The following is a 22,630-nucleotide window of genomic DNA, read 5'->3' as shown; positions in this document are numbered from 1 at the left end:
GCTTATTCCGCAGGTGACAGCACCCGCGCAGCATCCTTTTCCGCGCGGTAAAGCCTGACTCCTAGCCACACCGATACGAAGCACATTCCCGCACTCAACAGCACCTGTTCTGCCAGCGGCACGCCGACGGCGCTCAGCGCGAGGGCGAACAGGGAACCCACCACCATCGCGCCCGAATTGACGATGTTGTTCGCCGCCACCGCACGGCTGGCCTGCGAACTGGGCACCTTGGTGGTGAGGAAGGCATAGAGCGGCACCACGAACATGCCGCCGAAAATGGCGATCAGCAGCAGGCTGCCCAGCACGGCCCAGGCCAGCGGGTAGGACAGGAACGTCGCCACATCCATCAGCTGGGTATCGCGAAGCCCGGCGTTCCATGCCTTGCACACGAAGTAGAAGACAGCGACCATGCCCGCCATCAGCAGCACCGAGATGGGCGAGTAGCGTGACGAGACCTTGCCCTTCAGCAACAGGTTCACAGCCACAGATCCTACCGCGACGCCGATCGAGAAGAAGACGAGGAAAAGGCTGGCGACCGTGGGGTCGGCCAGCAGGACGTTCTTGGCGAGCGGCGGGAACTGGATGAACAGCACCGAGCCGATGGTCCAGAAGAAGCTGATCGCGAGGATGGCGTAGAACACTTCCTTGTTGTGCGTGCACTCCCGGATCATCCGCCACGAGGATGTGAACGGGTTGAAGTCGATCTTCTCCGGCGCACCCATCGGCGGGGCGGAGGGCACCTGGCGGCTGGTGAGATAGCCGATCACGGCGAACCCCAATATTGCGGCAGCGGCAATTTCCACCTGGTCGGCCAGGAAGCCCGCCAAGATCGTGCCGGTCATGATCGCGATGTAGGTGCCAGCTTCCACCAGGCCCGTGCCCGCCAGCACCTCGTCTGTTTCGAGGTGCTGCGGAAGGATCGCATACTTGATCGGGCCGAAGAACGTGGAGTGCACGCCCATCGCGAACAGCGCCAGCATCAGCAGCGGGATGGCGAGCATCTCCACCGCGATCCCCTCCCACGCCAGGAACAGGCCGAAGGCACCGACCGTCATGATCCCGATCTCCGCCGCTTTCACTCGCCGGATAATGCGCGCCTTGTCGGTCAGGTCGGCAAGCTGTCCGGCAATGGCGGAAAGCAGGAAGAACGGCAGGATGAAGACGGCAGAGGCCGCGCCCGAGAAGACCGTTTCGGCGTCGGGCGAGTTGTAGACGCTGTAGACGACGAACAGCACCATGGTCGTCTTGTAGAGGTTGTCGTTGAAGGCGTTCAGGAGCTGCGTGCAGAACAGCGGCAGGAACCGGCGTTGCTTCAGCAGGTGGGTGGAGGTGAACATAAAGCCTGTTTGCAGCGCCCGTTGGGCCGATCCGCCGAGGGGCTTAACGGCTTTTCCCCCAAATAGCAGCAGCAACCATCCTTTTTCCTTAAACGATTCCGGGCTAGGGCTGCTGAGACCATGTGGACCTTGCCCAACATACTCACTCTCAGCCGCATCCTCACGCTGCCGCTGCTCGGTTTCCTGCTCTGGTGGCCGGGATGGGCGCTGGGATACCTGTGCGCCTTCGCGCTCTACTGCCTGATGGGCATTACCGATTACTTCGACGGCCTGCTGGCGCGTTCCAGCGGCGCGGTGAGCAAGCTGGGCATTTTCCTCGATCCCATTGCCGACAAGATCATGGTGGCGACGGTGATCCTGGTGCTTGCCGCACAGGGCATCCTGCGCGGCCCCTACGTGGGCGACGCGCACGTGATCGCCGGCCTCATCATCCTGATTCGCGAGATCGCCGTTTCCGGTCTGCGCGAGTTCCTGGGTGAGTTGCAGGTGAGCGTGCCGGTGTCGAAGCTGGCCAAGTGGAAGACGACGTTCCAGCTCGTTTCGCTGGGCGCGCTGATCCTGGGTCAGGGCTTGCCGGGCTGGAACCTTATGATGGCGGGCGTCGAGCACAACGTGCCGCACCTCGTAGGCCTCGTCACCTTGTGGGGCGCGGCGATCCTTACGGTGATAACCGGGTGGGACTATTTGCGGGTCGGCCTCAAGTACATGGACTGATTTCGCAGACGAACGTGGAACGCCGATGGGGGCGTTTCGAAAAAGTTGGTTTCGCCGATAAATCGTTCTGAAACAGTCACCTGCTGCGATAATCGTATCCGGGCATGTAACCTTTCGCCGTGCGCGCTGTTTCGTGGTGTGCGGACCCGGCAAGGCTGCGGCGATTTGGCGCGGGAGAGATCGGGAAAAGGCAGGCATTCCCAAACTGTGCGCCGATCAGGGGCGGGTAGGAAACCGTCGCGACCGGAAGCAGGAGCGCCGACCCCTATCGGCGCTCAGCATTATCAGAGACCGAGCGCCGCGCGCACCGCTTTCCAGCTCACCAGCTTGAAGTTCTGCGCGTTGGGCGGGTTGATCCCGTCCTGCGCGATGAACAGGCCCTGCGGATAATCCGGGCCGAAGTTGCGGGTATCGAGCGCAATCCCGTCGGTTTCCTCGGCGCTTCCGTAGGTGCCGGCACCGATGGCAAAGCGACCTACCGGTGTCATGTCCGGCAGGGAGAAAACCTCATAGGCATTGTCTCCCTGGCTGGACGCGACAAGGTATCCGCCGTCCTCGCCTTCGGGCGCAATGGCGAGACCTTCGACGTCGGCGACGAGGTACTGGTTGTCGATGGCGGCCACGAGTTCGCCGGTGGTCGCGCCATCGGCGAAACGCCAGATGCCCGCCATCTCCTCGCCCACGTAGAGCGTACCGTCCCGCTCGTCGAAGATGCAGCCTTCGGGCTGGCTGGGCACGGACATTTCGCGCACCAGCTCGGCTTTCGGCACCTCGCCGGGAGCCCATTCGGCAATTTCGTACTCGCGCAAGTTGCCTTCCTTCGTCACCATCAGCGCGGTGAGTGAGCCGTGCTGGCTCATGCAGAAGCCGTAACCTTCACCCGGTCCACTGGGAAAGCGCCCGAGCGAGGTCAGTTCGCCGCTGGCCGTATCCAGCGTGAAGGTCGAGATGTGCGAATTGGCAGGATCGATCCGGTCGCTGGCGGCGACGATCACGGTGCCGTCGTCCAGTTCCACCAGGTCGACATTGTTGACGGCGCCCGCATCGAAGAAGCTGCGCACCTGCCCATCGAGGCCGTAGACGTAGAGCCCGGCCTTCTTGTCGGTCGCGACGATCAGGCTTTGCGACGGGCCCGCCGCGTTGCGCCAGATCGCGGGATCGTCGGCAGCGTCCTCGTTGGCCGTGCCCACCGGCTCGGTCTCGCCAGTGGCGAGAACCGAAACCGGAGGAAGGCCGGTGGGCGTGGTGGCGCAGCCTGCAAGCAGGGCCGCGGCGATGGTCATGGTCGCAATACGCATCAGAACGTCACCCTCACGCCGCCCTTGAAGGTGCGGCCATACACTTCGTACTGGTAGTTGTTCTGCCGACCGCCCACGGTGTTGTAGGCGAAGTATTCGGCATCGGTCAGGTTGATCGCTTCCACGAACACCTGCACCCCTTCCAGCACCGTGAAGCGGGCGCTGGCGTCGAGCTGGAAATGGCTGTCGACGAAGCGGTATTCCTCGGGATCGCCGCCCAGTTCATCGAGGTAATCGTCGCGGTAGGTGCCCGCGAGGCGCAGCGAGACAGGGCCCTTCTCGTAACCCAGTACGCCGTTCAGCGTATGCTCGCTGGAGGCGGGCAGCGGGATCGTGTTGATGCCGTTGCCGAAGCCCTGACCGAACAGGTCCAGCGAACCGTCGGAGATGGTGGCTGTCGCATCGGTGTAGGTGTAGTTCGCCTGCGTCAGCAGCCCGTCGAAAGGCGCGGGCAGCATGTCCCACTGCATGGCAAAACCCAGTTCGATGCCCCAGACCTCGGCGCTGTCGCCGTTCACGGGAATGGCCGCCTCGTTGAAGGCGATGCCGTTGAACACCAGCAGTTCGTCCGCGCCGATTTCGTCGTCGCCGTCGAGGTCTTCGGCTTCGTAATCGACCGTGACGATGTAGTTGGAAATGTCCTTGTAGAAGAACCCGGCGCTCACCGCGCCACTGCCGCCGAAGTAGTATTCGACGCCTGCATCGAAGTTCCACGCCTCGTAAGGGTCGAGGTTGGCATTGCCGAATTCGCCTTCCACTTCGTCATCGTCGTTGCGTTCGGTGATGAAGCGCGGGGCGAGCTGGGCGAAGCCGGGACGCACCAGGCTGCGATAGCCAGCGGCGCGGAATACAAGGTCGTTCACCGGTTCGTAGCGGATGTTCAGGCTGGGGAGCCAGAAGCCGTAGTTGGCAGGCGTGGTCTGCGGGGTGACGATGACGGTGTCGTCTGTCGCGATAGAGCCATCGGGCAGTCTGCCGTCCTCTTCCACCAGCAGGGTGAAATTGCCGACGATATCGGTCTGCGTGTATTCGTGGCGCACACCGCCGATCACCGTCAGGCTGTCGCTTCCCCAGCGGCCCAGCAGGTATCCCGCGTAGATGTCCTCCTCGATCGCGTAGTCTTCCGCCGCGCTGTCGAACAGGCTGTCGGCTTCCTGCAGTTCGAAGTCGCCGCGATTGGCGAAGAAAAAGTTGCTCGCGCCGCTGTAGCTGGCGACCGGCGAGATCTCGGTGATGCGATAGGTCTGCTCGCCGACGAAATCCGCAAGGCTTACATCGTCGATCTCGAAGAAGCGGATTTCTCCGTTGAAGCTCTTCTCGCGCCAGCGGCCCTTGAAGCCTGCCTGCACGGTGAAGACGCCCGCATCGCTGGCGAATTCGTGGCCAACGTCCAGCCGGGCCGAGTACTCGGTGTCTTCGGAATCGGAGAGGTCGGTCAGTTCCACCTCGTCGAGTTCGTAAAGAGAGGCATCGGTGAAATTCGCTGTGCTGGTGGAAAACGTCGGGACGCGCGGATCGGAATAGTCGAACGTCACCGCCAGCGGATTGCGCTCGCCCGGATCGTCGGGGTGTTCGCCGAAGAAGTCCTGCGCGAACACGGTGGGATCGACGCTGTCGTTTTCCTTTTCGCTCGATTGCGCCCAGCTGCCCGAATACTCGATGGTCCAAGGCCCGGTCTGCGTTTCGCCGCCGATGCTGAGCGAGTAGATTTCCTGCCGCTCGAAACGGTCCTTGATATCTCGCTCGATGGTGGCCTCGAACGGGTCTTCGTCCGGGTTGGCCTGGTCGGGCGTGGAGAACGTCACGGTGTTGCCGCTGCCCGAAACGGCGGCATCGCCGAAATCGAAGATCGTGCGGCGGCGATATTCCTGGTCGTCAAACCGGCTATACAGGCCGCGGGCATAGAGCATCGTCGTGTCGGACGGGCGCAGGTCGAAGCCGAGCGAGGCGGAGATACGCTCGCGCTCCACGTCGTAGTCGCGGTACTGCACTTCCTCGGCGTATATCAGGCCGTCATCCTCGACCCAGTCGTCCGCCTCGATGTTGTCGGTCTCGAAGAAGCGGTTGTAGTAGGACAGGCCGCCGGACACGCCGAAATCGTCGGTCAGGCGGTAGGCGAAGTTGATGCTGCTCTTGGGGTTCAGCTCCTCGGAATACTCGTTGTAGCTGCCCTCTGCGGACAGGGTAACAAAGTTGCCGCGGCGGTCGAAGGCGGAGACGGTGTTGATCTCGATGCTCGCCCCGATGGTGTCGGCGTCCATGTCCGGCGTCAGCGACTTCTTCACCTCGATGCTCTCGATGATGTCGCTGCCGATCACGTCCAGCGCAACGGCGCGGATGTCGCCTTCAGGGGCGGGCAGGCGCACGCCGTTGACGGAGGTGGCGTTGAGGTTGGGATCGAGGCCGCGCACGGCCACGAAACGGCCTTCGCCCTGATCGTTCAGCACGTTCACGCCCGGCAGGCGGCGCAGGCTTTCGGCAACGTTCTGGTCCGGGAACTGGCCGATGGCATCGCGCGTCAGCACGTCGACGATGGTGTCGCTGGCATATTCGCGGCTGAGCGCATTGGCCTGGTTGGCGCGCTGGCCGTAGACGAGGATGCTGGCCGCATCGTCGCCGCCCAGCATGAAATTGGCCATGACCGCGCCCTGCTCAGGAACCTCGATCACCTGCGTTTCGGTGGGCACGCCGACATAGCGGGCCTCGATGGTATAGGTGCCGGCGGGCACATCGGTGATGCGGAAGCTGCCGTCGCGCTGCGTCACCACCTGGCGGTTGATTTCCGGAATGCGCACCACGGCGGATTGCAGGGCGACCGTGTCGGTCTGGTCGATCACCACGCCTGTCACATCGCCTGCAAGGGCAGGGGTTGCGGAAAGGGCAATCGCGGCGATGCTGGCACAGGCCAGCAAGCGGGTATTTCTCATGAAGTCCTCCGGTCCGTTGTTGGAGGGGCAGCTAGGGCCGCTGCGTGACCGGGGTATTTCCGTTAGGTGACGCGCAGAAGAATCTGTGGCGCGCAGGTTTCACTTCTGAGGCCGGAATGTGACCTTCTTGGCCGCGATGTCAGCTTTTGCCCTGTTCGGGCAGGGCTTCGTGAAAGGCAATTACCGCGCGCGTCACTTCCTGCATCATCTGCATGCGCTCGATGGTCGAGCGCTTGGTGACGCCGATCATGACCGCCACGGCGTAGGCCGACGAGTCGGGCGCGAACAGCACGCCCACGTCGTTGTAGCCCGATTGCTGGCCGTTCCAGAACTGGCCGGTGCCGGTCTTGTGGCTCACCACCCAGCCTTCGCTCCTGCCACCCTTCAGGCGGCGCGGGCCGCTGCGGGTGTTGGACATTATGGTGAGGAATTCCTCGGCGCGCCTGGGCGACAGCACTTCGCCGCGTTCGATGGCCGCCAGCGCGCGGGCAATGGCGATGGGGCGTGCACCGTCGACCGGATCGGCGAGATAGCCCTCGAAGGCGCGCTTGCGGACCCGGTCGGGCACAAGGTCGCGCGCGTCGTAGAAGTTGTTCTCGTAGGAATAGCTGTCGTCCCACTCCATCCCGGCAATCGCCGCCTGCATCAGCTTTTCGCCGGGACCGAAGCGGATGCCGTCCAGTCCCTGTTCGCGCAGCATGGCGCGCACGGCTCGCGGGCCGCCCACGCGTTGCAGGATGGCGTTGTTCGCGGTGTTGTCGCTTTGCTGGATTGCGCGCTCGATCAGTTCGCCGACCGTGGTTTCCACCGCGCCGTTGCGCAGGATTTCCTTGCGGATCGGCTGGTGGAACAGCGTCAGGTCATCGCGGCTGACGCGGATCGGCGCGTCGAGGTTGAGCAGGCCCTTTTCCGCCAACGTCAATGCGGTCAGCGTGACCCAGGTCTTGCTGACGCTTTGTTGCGGCAGGAGCGCGGTTTCGTTGAAGCCGGTGCTCCAGCCGGTATCGATGTCGACCACGGCAATGCCCAGCGTCCCGCCGAATTCCTCGCCGATGGCCTCCAGCTTGTCGCCCAGTTCCTCGCGCGCCTGGACGACCTGCGGATCGGGCGCGGGGGTAGGGGTAGGTGTCGCGATGGCCGGAGCCTTCGCCTGCTGCTGCGCCTCTCGCATCTCTTCACCCCATTCCACGCCGAACGGCGGGCTGGGGTTTTCGGCGGTGCCGCAGGCAGTAAGCGCAAGCGCTGCGGAGGCGGACAGGATAAGACGGGTCGGTTTCACATTAACCCAATGAGCGAGAACAGTTTGTTATCCGAGAAAGCCGGGCCTGGGGCCGACCGCCTCATCCTGCGCGCAATTCTTCGGCCAGAAGCCGGAATTCGTCGCTGCGCGGGCTGTTGGCGCGCCACACGAGGGCAATTTCGCGGCTGGTATGATCGCCTTGCAGCGGGCGGGCGACCACGTTTGTCTCGTGCAAGATTCCTGCATCGATCGCCATTTGCGGCAGCATGGTGAGGCCGAGCCCGTTGTCCACCATCTGCACCAGCGTATGCAGCGATGTGCCAATCATCGTCGCGCTGGCATTCAGTTCGGGCCTGTTGCAGGCAGCGAGCGCGTGTTCCTTCAGGCAGTGCCCGTCTTCCAGCAGCAGCAAGCGCCCCTCGTCGATCATCGCGGGGCTGATTTCTGCGGGGGGATCGCGGGGGTCGTCCTTGGGGAACGCAACGTAGAGTTCGTCGTCGCAGATCTTGGCGCTTTCCACTTCGCCGGTGGCGAAGGGAAGGGCCAGCAGCACGCAATCGGCGCGGCCGTGGTGCAGCGATTCCAGCGCCTGGTCGCTGGTTTCCTCACGCAGGAAGAGCTTCAGCTGCGGGCGCTCCTTGCGCAGACGCGGCAGGATGCGCGGCAGCAGGAACGGCGCGATCGTGGGGATCACGCTCATGCGCAGTTCGCCCGAGAGCGGCTTTCCGGCGGCCTGCACCAGCTCCGCCAGTTCCTCCGCCTCGCGCAGCACGCGGTGCGCCTTTTCCACCACCGAATTGCCCAGCGGTGTGAAGCGTACCACGCGGCGGCTGCGCTCCACCAGTGTCACGCCCAGCAACGATTCCAGCTCCCGGATACCGGCGGACAGTGTGCTTTGCGAGACGAAGCTGGCCTCTGCCGCGCGGCCGAAGTGCTGCTGCTCGTGCAGGGCGACGAGGTATTGCAGCTGCTTGATGGTGGGGAGGTAAGTGCTCACTCGGCGCCCGCTGCCTCCGCTTCCTCTTCCGCCTTCACATCGTCGATATGGGTCATCTTGAGGCGACCCTTCTCGACGGCGAAGGCGAGCTTGCCTTCCACCAGGTCCAGCGCATCCTTGCCGAACACCTCGAACCGCCAGCCTTCCAGCACGGGCAGCTTGCGCACGCCTGCGGCCAGCGCCTCGAGTTCGTCGGAACGGGTGAGCAGGCGGGAGGCGACGTCGATCTCGCGGGCGCGGATTTTAAGGAGCAGCTTCAGCAGGTCCGCCACCAGCGCGCCTTCCTTGCCCAGCGGAGCGCCGCGCTTCGGCTTCTCCGGCATTTCGTCGGCAGGCATCGGCTCTGCGTTGGTGAGCACCTTCATCAGCCGTCTGCCGATGTCGTTTTCCTTCCAGGCGTTGGAAAGCCCGCGCACCTTCGCAAGGTCGGCCTGTTTCTTGGGCGGGTGGCTGGCGAGGTCGGCCAGCGTCTCGTCGCGGATGATGCGACCGCGCGGGATATCCTTGTCCTGAGCCTCCGTCTCGCGCCACGCGGCCAGCGCCTTCAGGCGGCCCAGCACGGCGGGATTGCGACCGGGGGAGCGGATGCGCTGCCACGCCACGTCGAGGTCGTTGGCGTAGTTGGCGGGATCGGCCAGCTTTTCCATCTCCGCATTCAGCCAGTGGCCGCGATCGGTCTTGATCAGCTTCTTCAGGATCTTGGGGAAAATCTTGGCGAGGTAGGTCACATCGCCGATGGCATATTCGATCTGCCGTTCGGTAAGAGGACGACGGCTCCAGTCGGTGAAGCGCGCGCCCTTGTCGATGGTCTTGTTCAGCCAGCTTTCCACCAAGTTGGCATAGCCGATCTGCTCGGACTGGCTGATGGCCATCATGGCGATCTGCGTGTCGAAGATGGGGTGCGGGGTCTTTCCCGTCAGGTTGTAGATGATTTCCACGTCCTGTCCGCCGGCGTGGAAGATCTTCAGCACTTCCTCGTTGTCGGTCAGCAGGTCCAGCAGCGGCTGCAGGTCGATGCCGTCGGCCAGCGGGTCCACGGCGGCGGCCTCTTCTTCGTTACCGATCTGGATCAGGCAGAGTAGCGGGTAATAGGTGTTCTCGCGCATGAACTCTGTGTCCACGCAAACGAAATCGTGCTTCGCCAGCCTTTCGCACAGGTCGGCAAGGTCTTGGGTCTTGGTAATCAGGGGATGGATATGCATTCGTCTTCTTTTCGTATCTGGCCGGTTCACCGTCCTGCGGCAGTCGCGCGGCGTGTCATTCCTTGACAAAACGCCCTGCTTCGCCTGTTAGCGCGCGCTTGATATACGGCTAAGTCGCCGCGCAACGCCCGCGCGCCCTTAGCGCCATAACCTGCGAAATGAAAAGAGTCCTCATGCACGCCTATCGTACCCACAACTGTGCAGCCCTTACCAAGGCCGATGTCGGCCAGACCGTCCGCCTGTCCGGCTGGATCCATCGCAAGCGCGACCACGGCGGCGTGCTGTTCGTGGACCTGCGCGATCATTACGGCATCACACAGGTGGTGGCGGACGAGGACAGCCCTGCGCTGGAACTGCTCGATTCGCTGAAGCTGGAAAGCGTCATCACCATCGATGGCGAGGTGAAGGCGCGCGACGCGGCGGCGGTGAACCCGAACCTGCCGACCGGCGAGATCGAGGTCTTCGCCCGCGAAGTGACGGTGCAAAGCCACGCCAATGAACTGCCGCTGATCGTGAATTCGGCGGAGGATTACCCGGAGGATACGCGCCTCAAGTACCGCTTCATCGACCTGCGGCGCGAACGGGTTCACAACAACATCATGCTGCGCAACCGGGTGATTACCTCGCTGCGCCGCCGCATGACGGACCAGGGCTTTTCGGAATTCCAGACGCCGATCCTTGGTGCCTCCAGCCCCGAGGGCGCACGCGACTACCTGGTGCCCAGCCGCCTGCATCCCGGCCGCTTCTACGCGCTGCCGCAGGCGCCGCAGATGTTCAAGCAGCTGCTGATGGTTGCCGGTTTCGATCGCTACTTCCAGATCGCCCCGTGCTTCCGCGACGAAGACCTGCGCGCCGACCGTTCGCCGGAATTCTACCAGCTCGACTTCGAGATGAGCTTCGTGACGCAGGAAGACGTTTTCAACGCCATCGAGCCGGTGCTGGCCGGCGTGTTCGAGGAATTCGGCGAGGGCAAGAGTGTGACCCCGGCGGGTGAATTCCCGCGCATCCCCTATGCCGAATCGATGCTGAAATACGGCACCGACAAGCCGGACCTGCGCAACCCGATCATCATTTCCGATGTCTCGCACCACTTCGAAAAGAGCGGCTTCGGCATCTTCGAGAAGATCGTGGGCAGCGGCGGCATCGTGCGCGCGATCCCTGCGCCCAACACCAACGAGAAGAGCCGCAAGTTCTTCGACGAGATGAACGACTGGGCGCGCAAGGAAGGCTTCTCCGGCCTTGGCTACGTCACCCGCAAGCAGGGCGAGTTCGGCGGTCCCATCGCCAAGAACCACGGCCCCGAGGAAATGGCCAAGCTGTATGACGAGCTGGGCCTTGGCGAGAACGACGGCCTGTTCTTTGCAGCAGGCAAGGCCAAGGATGCTGTGAAGCTGGCCGGTGCCGCGCGCACCCGCGTGGGCGAGCAGCTGGAACTGATCGAGCAGGGCTGTTTCAAGTTCTGCTGGATCGTCGATTTCCCGATGTTCGAATACGACGAGGAACTGAAGAAGATCGACTTCAGTCACAACCCGTTCTCCATGCCGCAGGGCGAGATGGACGCGCTGGAAAACCAGGACCCGCTGGAGATCAAGGCGTGGCAGTACGACATCGTCTGCAATGGCTACGAACTGTCGAGCGGCGCCATCCGTAACCACCGTCCGGATATCATGTACAAGGCGTTCGAGATCGCCGGTTACACGCAGGCGGACGTGGACGCGAACTTCGGCGGAATGATCGAGGCGTTCAAGCTGGGCGCACCGCCGCACGGCGGCTCTGCGCCGGGCATCGACCGTATCGTGATGCTGCTGGCGGACGAGCCGAACATCCGCGAAGTGATCGCCTTCCCGCTGAACCAGCGCGCGCAGGACCTGATGATGGGTGCGCCCAGCGTGGTGAGCGCGCGTCAGCTTCGCGATGTGCACATCCGCCTGTCCGGCGACGCACTGGAAGCGCAGAAGGCCGCCAGCGGAGCCGAGGCGACCGACATGAACAGCAATGCGGCGAAGAACGATATTCCGCCGCAGGAAAGCTGATCGCCAAACGAAAAGGGCGCGGCTCCCATCGGAACCGCGCCCTTCGTTTGTCGAAGCTTCGATCGATCAGCCCATCTGGTTGTCGATCATGTCACCGAAACGCTCGCCTTCGCTGATTTCTGCGTAGCACTGCTGCACCACCGTGCGGGACTGCGGGTCGAGATCGTCGTCGTCGAGCGCGGCCTTGAACTTGTCCTTGAGGTAGTCCTCGCCTTCCTCGACGCGTTCGGCAGCAGCTTCGTCACCGCTTTCGAAGGCATCGGCGATGCTCATCCACGTGCGGTGCGCGGCGCCGGTCATCGTGCCCTTCGTCACCAGTTCGCCGCCCTGGCGCTGGATTTCCGAATTGAGCCTGGCCACCGTCTGCTCACGCTGTTCGCGGCGGCGGTTGAGGGCATCCTTCAGGTGCGGGCTCTCCGCCTTCTCGGCGGCCTTGCGATAGCCCTCCACCGAATCGAACGCGGTGTCGGTCAGGGTCTTGAGTACGGAATTGGCAGACATCGAACTTTCCTTCCTAATCAGTTTGATACCTGTCCAACGCGCGGGAGGCCGCTAGCTATCCTGCGTCCTGGCGCTGGCGCAGGTCATTCCGGCGCGTTTCAGCCTTGCGCGGCTTTCCACGCCCCCATCGAACCGAGGTAGACATCGACGTTGCCGAACCCCTTGCTGGCCAGCCAGCTCGCGGCGACCGTGGCCCGCATCCCGCTGGCGCACATCAGGGTGTAGCTCTCCAGCGGATCGAGGTCCTGCCACTGCTCGTTGAGGTGCCCGGCATAGATATGGCGCGAGCCGTCGATCTTCGCTTCCTCGCGCTCGTCCGCCGCGCGCACGTCGATCAGGGTCCATCCGGCCTGTTTCTGCTCAAGCCGCCTGCGCACTTCGCCGGTCTTGATCATCGGCACCTGGCCCAGGTCGCGCCCCTGCGCGGCTGCCGGGATTACGCCGGTGTAGCCGCCCGCGATGTTATCCAGTCCGATGCGGACGAGATGCTGTGCGGCCGTCGTCAACGCGGACTGGTCCGCTGCGACGAGGGCATTGCTCTCGCCCTCGGCAATGAACCACCCGGCAAAGGCGGGGATCATGCCGACGGGGATGCAGTAGCTGCCGGGGATGTGGCCCGCGCACCACGCGCCGGGCTCGCGAATGTCGATCACGTGGTCTGCAGCCGCGCTTTCGAGCTGGTCGAGAGTCAAAGCCTTTGGCTGCATGACGCGGGGCGCGGCGCTGCCGCCTTCAAGGTTCAGCCGTTCCATCAGGCGGAAATAGGGCGGCTGGTAGTGAACCTCCGCCAGCTTGGCCTCGATAAAGGCCTCCCGATCAGCGATCTGCAGGCGCGGATTGTTGGCGCGTTCGTGCCCAATCGTGGAAAACTCGCGCTCCGCCATGCCCGATCCGCAGACCGAGCCTGCGCCGTGCGCGGGATAAAGGATGGTCTGGTCGCCCAATGACTGCAGCTTCTGCAAACTGTCGTACAGCAGGCCGGTCACTTCGCGGGCACGATCCGGGTAGAAATCGGTGCGGCCAACATCGCCCACGAACAGGGCGTCTCCGGTGAATACGCCGACGGGACCGTCGGGGTAGGCGCTGTCGTGCAGCACATAGGAGAGGCTATCGTCGGTATGGCCGGGCGTTTCCAGCACTTCGATCCTGAGCTGGCCGATCTCGAACACGTCGCCTTCGCGCGCGGTTTCGGCGTAGGAAACCTCGCCATCGGCGTTCGGGCCGTGCAGCACTTTCGCCCCGGTCCATTCGGCAAGGATCGGCGCGCCCGAGACAAGGTCCTCGTTCCGGTGCGTTTCGAAGATGTGGGTGATGGTCAGCCCCTCGGCGCGTGCCTTTTCCACGTAGATCTCGCAATCGCGGCGCGGGTCTATCACCGCTGCCTGGCTGCCGGAGCCGACGAGATAGGAAAGGTGAGAGAGGCCGGGCGTCTTGATTTTTTCTAACAGCATGTCGACCTAACGCGGCAGATCGACCGATGGTTTCCTGCCGCAAGGCGCGAAATCGGGGAAATCCGGCACGTTCCGGCACTTGCTTTGCCCGTCGGCGTTCATTAGGGCGAAAGCGTTATTCGAAACCCCAAAGTGAGAGGGATTACATGAGCGATATCGCTGCACGCGTTAAGAAGATCGTTGTCGAGCATCTCGGCGTCGAGGAAGACAAGGTGACTCCGGACGCCAGCTTCATCGATGACCTTGGCGCCGACAGTCTCGACATCGTCGAGCTGGTGATGGCTTTCGAGGAAGAGTTCGGCGTGGAAATCCCGGACGATGCCGCCGAGAAGATCAACACGGTCGGCGACGCCAACAAGTACATCGAAGAACATACTTCGTAAGCGACCACTGGCCTCGTTCGCGAATGGTCTCCCCGGACGCGGACGGGGTTGGAAGGCTCGGCCCGAAAGGCTGGGCCTTTCTTGATTGGAGAGAAGAATATGCGGCGTGTCGTCGTAACCGGACTTGGCCTCGTTACCCCGCTGGGCGGTGATGTCGAAACCACCTGGCAGAACCTGCTCGCCAGCGAAAGCGGGATCGCCACGATCACCCGCTTCGATACGGAGGGGCAGAAGTGCACCATCGCGGGCGAAGTGAAGCCTGCCGACCACAAGTGGGGCTTCGACCCGAACAAGCGCGTGGACGGCAAGATTCAGCGCCAGGTCGATCCGTTCATCGTCTACGGCATCGATGCCGCGGGTCAGGCGCTGGAAGACGCCGGGCTGACGGAAATGGACGAAGAGACGAAGCTGCGCGCTGGTTGCTCCATCGGTTCGGGCATCGGCGGTCTGCCGGGCATCGAGCTTGAGTCCGTCAATCTGCACGAGCGTGGCCCGGGCCGTGTTTCGCCGCACTTCGTGCACGGTCGCCTGATCAACCTGATCAGCGGTCAGGTCAGCATCAAGTACGGCCTGATGGGTCCGAACCACGCGGTGGTGACGGCCTGTTCCACCGGCGCGCACTCGATCGGCGATGCTGCGCGCATGATCAAGGATGACGATGCCGACATCATGCTGGCGGGCGGTGCGGAAAGCACGATCAACCCGCTGGGCGTTGCAGGCTTTGCCCAGGCGCGTGCCCTCAACTGCTCCATGAACGACCGCCCGACCGAAGCAAGCCGTCCTTACGACAAGGACCGCGACGGCTTCGTGATGGGCGAAGGCGCCGGTGTCGTCGTGCTGGAGGAATACGAGCACGCCAAGGCGCGCGGCGCGAAGATCTACGCCGAAGTCGTGGGCTACGGCCTGTCCGGCGATGCCTACCATGTCACCGCGCCGCACCCGGAAGGCAAGGGTGCGGAAAACGCGATGCGCATGGCCATCCGCAAGTCCGGCCTCGATGCATCGGACATCGACTACGTCAACGCGCACGGCACCTCGACCATGGCCGACACCATCGAGCTGGCTGCGGTAAAGCGCGTGCTGGGTGACGATCTCGGCGGAGCCAGCATGAGCAGCACCAAGAGCGCCATCGGCCACCTTCTGGGCGGTGCCGGCGCGGTGGAGAGCATTTTCTGCATCCTCGCCATGCGCGACCAGATCGTGCCGCCAACGCTCAACTTGCACAATCCCGATGAAGGCACCGAAGGCGCCGACCTCGTTCCGCTCACCGCGAAAAAGCGGGAAGTGAACGCAGTGCTCAACAACAGCTTCGGCTTTGGTGGCACAAACGCCTCGCTGGTGATGAAGCGCGTCGAGGACTGATCGAAATGAAAAAGCTGCTGGCGGCGGTTATCGCGCTGGGTATCCTGGCGGTCGCTGCCGTCGGCGGCTGGTTCGCGCTCGGCTGGTACGGCGGGGCGGAAGTCGAGGAAGAGACCTCCTTCATCGTCCCCTCCGGCGCCACGCTCACGTCGGTCGCGGGCAAGCTGGAGGAAGAAGGCCACATCGCCTCTGCCGACAGCTTCCTGCTGCGGGCAAAGGTGCTGGGCAGCGGCGATCCGATCAAGGCGGGCGAGTTCCTGCTGATACCTGGCATGAGCAATGCGGGCATCCTCGACCATCTTCAGCACGGCGAGGTCATCCGGCGGTTCATCACCATTCCCGAGGGCACACCTTCGGTAATCGTGCACGACATCCTGATGGCGGAACCCCTGCTGGTGGGAGAAATCCCGGTGCCGGAGGAAGGCAGCGTCCTTCCCGAAAGCTACGATTTCGAACGCGGGGAGGAGCGTGTTGCCGTGCTCGCCCGGATGCAGCGCGCGATGGACGAGACCATCGCTGAACTCTGGCCGCAACGCTCCGATCGCACGGTGGCGAACACCCCTGAAGAAGCGGTGACGCTGGCCTCGATCGTGGAAAAGGAAACAGGCGTGCCGGAAGAGCGGCGCATGGTTGCCGGGCTCTATTCCAATCGCATCCGGCAGGGCATTTTCCTGCAGGCGGACCCCACGATCATCTACCCCATCACGCGTGGGCGTCCTCTGGGCCGCCGCATCCGCCAGTCCGAAATCGCCGATATCAACGATTACAACACCTATCAGATGGCTGGCCTTCCCGCCGGGCCGATCACCAATCCGGGCCGCGCCAGCATCGAAGCCGTGCTCAACCCGGCGGAAACCGACGCGATCTTCATGGTGGCGGACGGCAGCGGAGGGCACGAGTTCAACGAAACTCTGCAGGAGCATAACGAAGCGGTCGAGCGCTGGTTCGCCCTGCGCCGCGAACGGGGCGAGATGTGAACGCGGACGGTCCCGCTCCGCTGATCGTCACCGCAGAAATGCCTCCGGACCTGTTCAGCTGGGCGAACCAGCTGAGGCAGGATCACTTCCCCCCCGAACGCAATTACCTGAAGGCTCACGTCACGCTGTTTCACGCGCTGCCGCCCAGCAGCGAGAGCGAACTACGCGATTGTCTGAAAGAACTCGTGCGTGACAATCCGCCTGTGCCCGCGCGGCTCGTCGGCGTAATGAAGCTGGGGAAAGGCACTGCGCTGCAGTTGGAAAGCCCGCAGATGATCGAGCTGTGGCGACAGATGGCGGACCGGTTTCATGGTCTGTTGACTCCGCAGGACGAACACAAGCCACGCCTGCATGTTACCGTGCAGAACAAGGTGAGCATCGAGGAGGCAAAAGCCCTCCAGGCCGATCTTGCCCCGCGCGTCGAACCGCGCGACTTCGCCTTTACCGGCCTTGCCTATCACTACTATCGCGGTGGCCCATGGGAAGCGGCGGGAAAGTTTGCCTTCCGCGGGGCGAGACGCGGATGATCGCCATGGCTGCGCCTTGTTCCAAATGATTTGCACAACCGCAAAATGGCAGGTTGACCGCAGGCAAAAGCGGACCTAAATGCGCGCCTCGCCTGCCGCCCGTTCGGTGCTTGCAGGATAGCCGGATGGCGGAGTAGCTCAGGTGGTTAGAGCAGCGGAATCATAATCCGCGTGTCGGGGGTTCGAGTCCCTCCTCCGCTACCATTCTCGAATCCGCATGGGTTCGCTTGGGGCCGCATGCATCCGCAAAATTCAATTAAAACAGAATGATGTGAGCGATTCGCGTCCGCTTGCGTGCGCTTGCATTCGCTTGAAGCCGGATTTGGTGTGGGGGTATTTTGGGGGTATTTTCCGGGGGTAGCGAAAAGGAGCGATACCCCCAATGGCCTTGAGTGAGATTCAGATCAAAAAAGCGAAGGCGGCAGAGCGCCCATACAAGCTTGCGGATGGGGAGGGTCTATTCCTCCTTGTTCAAAAGAACGGCTCGAAGCTCTGGCGGCTGAAATACCGTTACCACGGTAAGGAGAAGCTGCTTTCTTTCGGCGCCTATCCCGAAGTAGGAATAGCGGCAGCAAGAGAACTCAAGAAAGTTGCCAAAGGTGTGCTGGCTGAGGGCAGGGACCCGATGGTCCACAAACCGGGTCGGGACTTCGAAGAGGCCAAGACCTTCAGGGCGATCGCCACCATGTGGCATCAGAACAGAGCAAGTAGTCTCGATCCCGCGCATGCGAAGCGTGTCTGGTCACGCATGGACCAGGATGTGTTTCCTGACTTGGGCGAGCTCATGATGCATGAGATCACTCCACCAGAAGTGCTAAAGGTCATTCGGAAAATCGAAGAGCGCGGCGCGCTCGACATCAGTCGGCGGGCAAAGCAATGTATTGGACAGGTGTTCCAGTTCGCTATTGCCAGCGGCCTTTGTGATTCCGACCCTACTGCGCATCTTCGCGGGGCACTGAAGCCACGGCCTCGGGTCAAGCATATGGCGAAGCTACCTCTCGCGCAGCTACCCGAGCTGATGATTAAGATCGGGCAATATCAAGAAGAGGGTGAGAGACGCTCCGAGATTACCCGGGCAGCATTGAATTTCGCTCTTCTTACATGGGTGCGGACGAAGGAGCTTCGATTCGCCAAGAAGCACGAGTTCGAAGATATGGGTGGACCTTCACCAGTATGGCGCATTGGCGCTGACCGGATGAAAATGGGCCGCGAGCATATCGTGCCACTGTCGCGACAAGCCGCTTCTCTTGCTCAGGATTTGATCAGCAAGTCCGAAGGTAAATACGTCTTTCCAGGCCAGAAGCCCAAGATGCCGCTCTCAGAGAATACGATGATCTATGGCCTCTATCGGCTCGGTTACCACGGGCGGCAAACTGTTCACGGCTTCAGGGGTCTGGCGAGCACCTGGGCGAATGAGCAGCTTGTCGAGGTCGGCGATCCCCCGATGTGGATCCGTCGATATCATGAAGACTGGGTCGAACTGCAATTGGCACACAGCGAAGAAAACGAAGTTCGCGGAGCATACAATGCTGCCGAATATCTCGCTCCTCGGCGTGCAATGTTGCAGGATTGGGCAGACTTCCTCGACTCCATCGGCGGCAAGCCGCAAAACATTGCGGTCTTGAGGGCCGCTTGACCTGCTCCTAAGCGGACACCTGACCAAGCCATTCGACGCGAAGCCGGTCGAACCCGACGACAATACCCTCTGCGGTAACTTCAAATCCGAAGTCATCGTTTGAGGGTTCATAGTCTTCAAGAACCCAGTGATCACCGGCATCGGTTACAATTGCAGCTCCCCGAGGAAGATGCTCGAGCCGTCCGCTGATCCTTTTCCGATTCGTAGTCATATCGAGCTGTATGCCATCCATCGGTCGATAACGCTCTTCACATATCCAGGCGTTTCCCGATTTTTCGGTATCCCGCCGGCTCGCGACACGGCGCCGGGTCCAGCGTTGTAGGCGGCCAGCGCGAGATGGATCGCACCAAAGCGCTCTAGCATCTGCTTCAGATACCGCGCGCCACCGTCGATGTTCTGAGCCGGATCGTGGCGATTGCTGACACCGAGTTCTCTTGCCGTTCCCGGCATCAGTTGAGCGAGACCAGCGGCGCCAGCCGGACTGATCGCCATCGGGTTGAACCGCGATTCCTGCCAAATCAGGGCCTGAAGCAGTCGAGGCGGTAATTGGTATCGCGCTTCAGCTTGCCGGATGAGTGGCTCGTACAAAGCTTCCTTGAAGCTTCTATCGATATAAGCCTTGCCGCCTTCTGGTTTGGCCAAGTCGATTGCAGTCGGGTTAAAGCCAAGACCTTTGTCGGTTGTAACCTCAACTTTGCTGAGGTCATGGTCGAAGACTTGAAACTCCCGCGCCCGCGCAGACCCGGAAATCGCTATCGCTATCGCAATCGCTAGCGCACCGCAACCGCAGGCCACCAGATACATTCGCATCGCATAACCTTTCACCTTGCCTCGATCTGCAAGAGAACATAAATAGAACAAATAGGTGTAGGAAAACGCTTTTTTGCGTGCTTATCCGAGAGGAGAGAGGGTCGGTTGGAGGGGCAATTGTGAGGCGATGGAGCCGGTATGCCCGTTTCGAATTCAACCCTGTCACGTACCTCGCTTGAGGACACCGCCCGCAAGATCTGCGAAAGCCGGGGCGGCAAGTGGTCCGGCACCAAGGGCATGGCCTGCTGCCCTGCGCATGATGATCGCACGCCGTCACTCGGTGTGTCGCTCGGCCGACAGGCCATCCTCTTCCATTGCTTTGCGGGATGCGATCAGCAGAGCGTGTTGTCTGCATTGGCGCGTGAAGGATTCGAGGCACCGGCGCTTTTTTCAGCTTCTGCGACCACCAACGGCCCCGAACCGACCAGCACCCGCAAACCCTCGGCGGCAGCGCTGAGGATCTGGCGCGATGCACAGCCACTGCGTGCCAGTCCGGCAAAGGAATATCTTGAGAGCCGCGGCATCCTCGCCGCATCTCCAGCGCTCCGCTTCCATCCACGAACGCCGCTTGGTCCAAAAGGACGGACCCGCTTTTTGCCCGCCCTGATCGCGGCAGTCAGCCTCGACGAGGGGCCGGTCGCCGTCCATCGCACGTTCCTTTCGGGCAATACCAAGGCCGCTTTCGACAAGCCGAAACGCGCGCTTGGCGCGCTCGGTGAATCTGCTGTCCGCCTCTTCGCTCCGGCCTCTGGCAAGCTCGGCCTTGCTGAAGGCATTGAAAGCGCAATGTCGGCTTATGCTCTCACCGGTGTCCCCGTCTGGGCGACCCTCGGGAATGAGCGCTTCGGCCTCGTCAGTGTGCCCGAGAGCGTGACCGAGCTTCATCTCTTCGTCGATCACGACGCTGGCGGCGAGCTGGCTGCGTCGCGTGGCCTGTCCGCCTATGCTTGCGATGGACGCACGGTACATGTCCGCAAACCGTCATCACGCGACACCGATTGGAACGACGAACTCACGGCATGGCTGCGCCGCAAGGCGGCGCCGTAGAGGAGAGAGGGCTTCTCGAATTCCTGATCCGGCAGAGGGCGTGTCCCGATGCCTTCATCAGGAGGACGAATTGCCATGTTTCAATCAGACCTGTTTCCCACCGGCGAGCAGTTGCCGTCAATGCCTTTGGCCTACGCTATCGGCACCCGAGTTGCCGAACTACTCGCTTCGGGACGGCATCTTACCCGTGCCGACATTTCCGGGCTGTTCGCCGAAGAGACCGGCACCCCGGACTGGGGAAGCGCCTGGACCATCGATGACTACAACAACGCGGTCGAGATCGGCGCACTGCTCTGGCTTAGGGAGTCCTCATGCATCGATCTGGCAACAAGCGTGCACGAAGCCGACGCGCGGCTCGACTGGCTCGAAGCAGCCTTGCCGCCGCGGCATGTGCGCAGCGAAACACAGGTCGAGCTCCAGCAGTTCTCGACCCCGCCGATGCTGGCTTGGCTGATGGCGAAGGCTGCAGCTTTATGCGCGCAAGACACACTCCTCGAACCATCCGCCGGCAATGGCGCCCTCGCTCTCTGGAGCTCCCTCCAGAATGCTTCGCTGCTCCTCAACGAGATCGATCCGGCAAGACGAGATGGTCTGGCCCACATCTTCCCTTCGGCCACGATCACTGCGCATGACGGGGAACTGATCGCCGACCTGCATCGCGGCCCCATTCCGTCGGTCGTCCTGATGAATCCGCCGTTCGCGCGTAGCCAAGAACGCGGCAAGGATGGCGAGACGGCGCAGCGCCACCTTCGTAGTGCAATCCGGGCCGCGGCCAGTGGCGCAAGGATAGTCGCCATCATGCCCGAAGGCTTCGATGCTTCCACTTTCGCCAAGTCACAGCAAGAAGCGTCGCTGCTCCTCCATGTTCGCTTGCAGCAGATGTTTCGCCGGACAGGGACGGGGATTGCCGTTCGCCTGGTCGTCATCGACAAGACGCCGACTGCGTCTTCGCCCGCAATCAACGGGGATACCTGCGACCTGATCGCGCTCCACGCGCTTGTCACGAAGCTTTCGCCAAGGGCGAATATATCCGCCAACCTCCATCGCCTGCCAGTCGGAAAACCATTGCGCCTCGTTGGCAAGACTTCGAACCAACGCACGCCGGTCCGGCCGTTGGCGCCTTTCGCAGCGACATCAAAAGCCGCAGCGAATGCGATCGACCTCACCTATTCGGTCCTCGCCGAACCCGCGCCGGTGCCCGAACAGACAGGCATCTACCTACCTTACCGGCCAAGCCGAATCGCTTTCGAAGGCGCGCCGGTTCATCCCACCCCACTCGTGGAATCGGTCGCCATGGGGTCGGTTGCGGCTCCGCAGCCGAACGTTAGCCCGCGTCTCCCCGCAAATTGGCAGGCCAATGGCCTCTTGTCCGAAGCGCAATGCGAGACACTGGTCTATGCTGCCCAGGCATTCGCACGCGATCTCCCGGGGCGCTTCAAGGTCAGCCAGGAAGGCACCTCGCTCGAATTGTCGGGGAATGGGCACGCCTACCGACAGGGCTTCTTCCTCGGCGACGGAACCGGAGCGGGCAAGGGACGACAGATCGCCGCAGTCATCATGGATCGCTGGCTCGCAGGCGAGCGCCGCCATGTCTGGATCACCAAGAACGAGGCGCTGCTCGAAGATGCACGCCGCGACTGGGAAGCGCTTGGCGGGCTGCCGCTCGATCTCCAGCCGCTCTCGCGCTGGAAACTCGGCCAGCCCGTCACGATGTCCGAAGGCATTCTCTTCGTCACCTACGGATCTACGATGCCTATGCTGATGCCTGGGCGATCATCCACCGCAACCTCGAAGCGGCGCTCGAAGCAACCCGCGTGGTCGACGAGGACAGCGGCGACACGCTCAACCGCAATGCCAAGACTGCGGCGCTATCGATCTTCGAAGGCACCAAGCAGCGCTTCTTTGCCCAGCTCCTGCTTTCGATGAAATTGCCGAGCCTGATCCCCGCGATGGAAGTAGCGCTTGGCGAAGAGCATTCGGTTGTCGTGCAGCTGGTCTCGACCGCCGAGGCCATGCTCGACCGGCGCCTTGCCGACCTTACCGTGGAAGAACGCGAAGCTCTCGATATCGATCTGTCCCCGCGTGAATACGTTTAATGTTGAGCTCAACATTACACGTATTCTTTGCAGTCGCAGTTTATGTCGAGTGTCGCAGCCGGTGGCACGGGATTGCGTCGGTTTGTCATGAT

Annotated in this window: 18 protein-coding genes, 1 tRNA gene and 1 pseudogene; 10 read left to right on the top strand and 10 right to left on the bottom strand. The window is 62.4% G+C overall.

The window, feature by feature from the left end; all coding sequences use genetic code 11:
• Positions 1-2: 2 nt before the first annotated feature.
• On the bottom strand, positions 3-1,337 hold the full coding sequence (locus ABFX23_RS12920) for an MFS transporter (RefSeq protein WP_346033425.1): 1,335 nt from the start codon (positions 1,335-1,337) through the stop codon (positions 3-5).
• Between the two features lie 120 nt (positions 1,338-1,457).
• Here ABFX23_RS12920 and pgsA point away from each other — a divergent pair, with 120 nt between their 5' ends.
• Positions 1,458-2,051 carry a CDP-diacylglycerol--glycerol-3-phosphate 3-phosphatidyltransferase gene (gene pgsA / locus ABFX23_RS12915; protein WP_346033424.1) on the top strand — a complete coding sequence of 198 codons (594 nt, stop codon included), beginning with the start codon at positions 1,458-1,460 and terminating at the stop codon, positions 2,049-2,051.
• A gap of 284 nt (positions 2,052-2,335) precedes the next feature.
• Here the strand turns inward: pgsA and ABFX23_RS12910 are convergent, their stop codons facing one another.
• From ABFX23_RS12910 to rnd, 5 genes are all read right to left on the bottom strand, one after another.
• A complete protein-coding gene (locus ABFX23_RS12910) occupies positions 2,336-3,349 on the bottom strand; it encodes a phytase (RefSeq protein ID WP_346033423.1) in 1,014 nt (337 codons plus the stop codon).
• Positions 3,349-6,276, bottom strand: coding sequence for a TonB-dependent receptor (locus ABFX23_RS12905; RefSeq protein ID WP_346033422.1), 2,928 nt, complete (start codon positions 6,274-6,276; stop codon positions 3,349-3,351). Before ABFX23_RS12905 ends, ABFX23_RS12910 begins: the two co-directional genes overlap by 1 nt.
• Positions 6,277-6,415: 139 nt before the next feature.
• On the bottom strand, positions 6,416-7,555 hold the full coding sequence (locus tag ABFX23_RS12900; protein ID WP_346033421.1) for a serine hydrolase: 1,140 nt from the start codon (positions 7,553-7,555) through the stop codon (positions 6,416-6,418).
• A 61-nt stretch (positions 7,556-7,616) separates the two neighbouring features.
• Positions 7,617-8,513: a hydrogen peroxide-inducible genes activator gene (locus ABFX23_RS12895; protein ID WP_346033420.1), complete on the bottom strand. Its 897-nt coding sequence runs from the start codon at positions 8,511-8,513 to the stop codon at positions 7,617-7,619.
• Positions 8,510-9,715, bottom strand: coding sequence for a ribonuclease D (gene rnd, locus ABFX23_RS12890; RefSeq protein ID WP_346033419.1), 1,206 nt, complete (start codon positions 9,713-9,715; stop codon positions 8,510-8,512). The genes ABFX23_RS12895 and rnd overlap by 4 nt, the downstream gene beginning before the upstream one ends.
• Positions 9,716-9,888: 173 nt before the next feature.
• Between rnd and aspS the strand changes: the two genes are divergently transcribed.
• Positions 9,889-11,748 carry an aspartate--tRNA ligase gene (gene aspS, locus ABFX23_RS12885; RefSeq protein WP_346033418.1) on the top strand — a complete coding sequence of 620 codons (1,860 nt, stop codon included), beginning with the start codon at positions 9,889-9,891 and terminating at the stop codon, positions 11,746-11,748.
• A 66-nt stretch (positions 11,749-11,814) separates the two neighbouring features.
• Here the strand turns inward: aspS and ABFX23_RS12880 are convergent, their stop codons facing one another.
• Together ABFX23_RS12880 and ABFX23_RS12875 are read right to left on the bottom strand one after the other, a co-directional pair.
• Positions 11,815-12,249 carry a ferritin-like domain-containing protein gene (locus ABFX23_RS12880; RefSeq protein WP_346033417.1) on the bottom strand — a complete coding sequence of 145 codons (435 nt, stop codon included), beginning with the start codon at positions 12,247-12,249 and terminating at the stop codon, positions 11,815-11,817.
• A 98-nt stretch (positions 12,250-12,347) separates the two neighbouring features.
• Positions 12,348-13,700: an MBL fold metallo-hydrolase gene (locus ABFX23_RS12875; RefSeq protein ID WP_346033416.1), complete on the bottom strand. Its 1,353-nt coding sequence runs from the start codon at positions 13,698-13,700 to the stop codon at positions 12,348-12,350.
• Between the two features lie 146 nt (positions 13,701-13,846).
• On the opposite strand from ABFX23_RS12875, the gene ABFX23_RS12870 reads away from it, so the two are divergent.
• From ABFX23_RS12870 to ABFX23_RS12845, 6 genes are all read left to right on the top strand, one after another.
• The gene (locus ABFX23_RS12870; protein WP_119587519.1) at positions 13,847-14,083 is read left to right on the top strand and encodes an acyl carrier protein; all 237 of its coding nucleotides are present in this window, start codon (positions 13,847-13,849) and stop codon (positions 14,081-14,083) included.
• Positions 14,084-14,182: 99 nt separating this feature from the next.
• Complete coding sequence (gene fabF, locus ABFX23_RS12865) at positions 14,183-15,445, top strand: beta-ketoacyl-ACP synthase II (RefSeq protein ID WP_346033415.1); 1,263 nt, start codon at positions 14,183-14,185, stop codon at positions 15,443-15,445.
• Between the two features lie 5 nt (positions 15,446-15,450).
• Entirely contained in the window at positions 15,451-16,422 is a 972-nt protein-coding gene (gene mltG, locus ABFX23_RS12860; RefSeq protein ID WP_346033414.1) for an endolytic transglycosylase MltG, read from the top strand.
• A complete protein-coding gene (locus tag ABFX23_RS12855) occupies positions 16,419-16,949 on the top strand; it encodes a 2'-5' RNA ligase family protein (RefSeq protein ID WP_346033413.1) in 531 nt (176 codons plus the stop codon). The genes mltG and ABFX23_RS12855 overlap by 4 nt, the downstream gene beginning before the upstream one ends.
• Positions 16,950-17,076: 127 nt before the next feature.
• Positions 17,077-17,153: transfer RNA gene (locus ABFX23_RS12850), tRNA-Met, on the top strand.
• Between the two features lie 178 nt (positions 17,154-17,331).
• Positions 17,332-18,585, top strand: coding sequence for a tyrosine-type recombinase/integrase (locus tag ABFX23_RS12845; RefSeq protein ID WP_011413769.1), 1,254 nt, complete (start codon positions 17,332-17,334; stop codon positions 18,583-18,585).
• 7 nt (positions 18,586-18,592) lie between these two features.
• Here ABFX23_RS12845 and ABFX23_RS12840 read toward each other — a convergent pair whose 3' ends face one another.
• Positions 18,593-18,796 (bottom strand): DUF5818 domain-containing protein, encoded by a 204-nt coding sequence (locus tag ABFX23_RS12840; protein WP_081432275.1) that lies wholly within the window; start codon positions 18,794-18,796, stop codon positions 18,593-18,595.
• Entirely contained in the window at positions 18,793-19,389 is a 597-nt protein-coding gene (locus ABFX23_RS12835; protein ID WP_011413770.1) for a lytic transglycosylase domain-containing protein, read from the bottom strand. Before ABFX23_RS12835 ends, ABFX23_RS12840 begins: the two co-directional genes overlap by 4 nt.
• A gap of 144 nt (positions 19,390-19,533) precedes the next feature.
• Here ABFX23_RS12835 and ABFX23_RS12830 point away from each other — a divergent pair, with 144 nt between their 5' ends.
• Positions 19,534-20,442 (top strand): DUF7146 domain-containing protein, encoded by a 909-nt coding sequence (locus ABFX23_RS12830; protein WP_011413771.1) that lies wholly within the window; start codon positions 19,534-19,536, stop codon positions 20,440-20,442.
• A gap of 75 nt (positions 20,443-20,517) precedes the next feature.
• A pseudogene (locus tag ABFX23_RS12825) lies at positions 20,518-22,538 on the top strand (strawberry notch-like NTP hydrolase domain-containing protein).
• Positions 22,539-22,630 lie beyond the last annotated feature (92 nt).

This window comes from Erythrobacter westpacificensis, assembly GCF_039542285.1.
Classification (GTDB): domain Bacteria; phylum Pseudomonadota; class Alphaproteobacteria; order Sphingomonadales; family Sphingomonadaceae; genus Alteraurantiacibacter; species Alteraurantiacibacter westpacificensis.
This window is presented reverse-complemented; position numbering and strand designations above follow the sequence as displayed.

What these genes read in the sequence shown, in the direction of transcription:
- ABFX23_RS12920 (WP_346033425.1), bottom strand. Translation starts at nt 1,337, where the DNA reads ATGTTCACCTCCACCCACCTGCTGAAGCAACGCCGGTTCCTGCCGCTG.
- pgsA (WP_346033424.1), top strand. Translation starts at nt 1,458, where the DNA reads ATGTGGACCTTGCCCAACATACTCACTCTCAGCCGCATCCTCACGCTG.
- ABFX23_RS12910 (WP_346033423.1), bottom strand. Translation starts at nt 3,349, where the DNA reads ATGCGTATTGCGACCATGACCATCGCCGCGGCCCTGCTTGCAGGCTGC.
- ABFX23_RS12905 (WP_346033422.1), bottom strand. Translation starts at nt 6,276, where the DNA reads ATGAGAAATACCCGCTTGCTGGCCTGTGCCAGCATCGCCGCGATTGCC.
- rnd (WP_346033419.1), bottom strand. Translation starts at nt 9,715, where the DNA reads ATGCATATCCATCCCCTGATTACCAAGACCCAAGACCTTGCCGACCTG.
- aspS (WP_346033418.1), top strand. Translation starts at nt 9,889, where the DNA reads ATGCACGCCTATCGTACCCACAACTGTGCAGCCCTTACCAAGGCCGAT.
- ABFX23_RS12880 (WP_346033417.1), bottom strand. Translation starts at nt 12,249, where the DNA reads ATGTCTGCCAATTCCGTACTCAAGACCCTGACCGACACCGCGTTCGAT.
- ABFX23_RS12875 (WP_346033416.1), bottom strand. Translation starts at nt 13,700, where the DNA reads ATGCTGTTAGAAAAAATCAAGACGCCCGGCCTCTCTCACCTTTCCTAT.
- ABFX23_RS12870 (WP_119587519.1), top strand. Translation starts at nt 13,847, where the DNA reads ATGAGCGATATCGCTGCACGCGTTAAGAAGATCGTTGTCGAGCATCTC.
- fabF (WP_346033415.1), top strand. Translation starts at nt 14,183, where the DNA reads ATGCGGCGTGTCGTCGTAACCGGACTTGGCCTCGTTACCCCGCTGGGC.
- mltG (WP_346033414.1), top strand. Translation starts at nt 15,451, where the DNA reads ATGAAAAAGCTGCTGGCGGCGGTTATCGCGCTGGGTATCCTGGCGGTC.
- ABFX23_RS12845 (WP_011413769.1), top strand. Translation starts at nt 17,332, where the DNA reads ATGGCCTTGAGTGAGATTCAGATCAAAAAAGCGAAGGCGGCAGAGCGC.
- ABFX23_RS12840 (WP_081432275.1), bottom strand. Translation starts at nt 18,796, where the DNA reads ATGACTACGAATCGGAAAAGGATCAGCGGACGGCTCGAGCATCTTCCT.
- ABFX23_RS12835 (WP_011413770.1), bottom strand. Translation starts at nt 19,389, where the DNA reads ATGTATCTGGTGGCCTGCGGTTGCGGTGCGCTAGCGATTGCGATAGCG.
- ABFX23_RS12830 (WP_011413771.1), top strand. Translation starts at nt 19,534, where the DNA reads ATGCCCGTTTCGAATTCAACCCTGTCACGTACCTCGCTTGAGGACACC.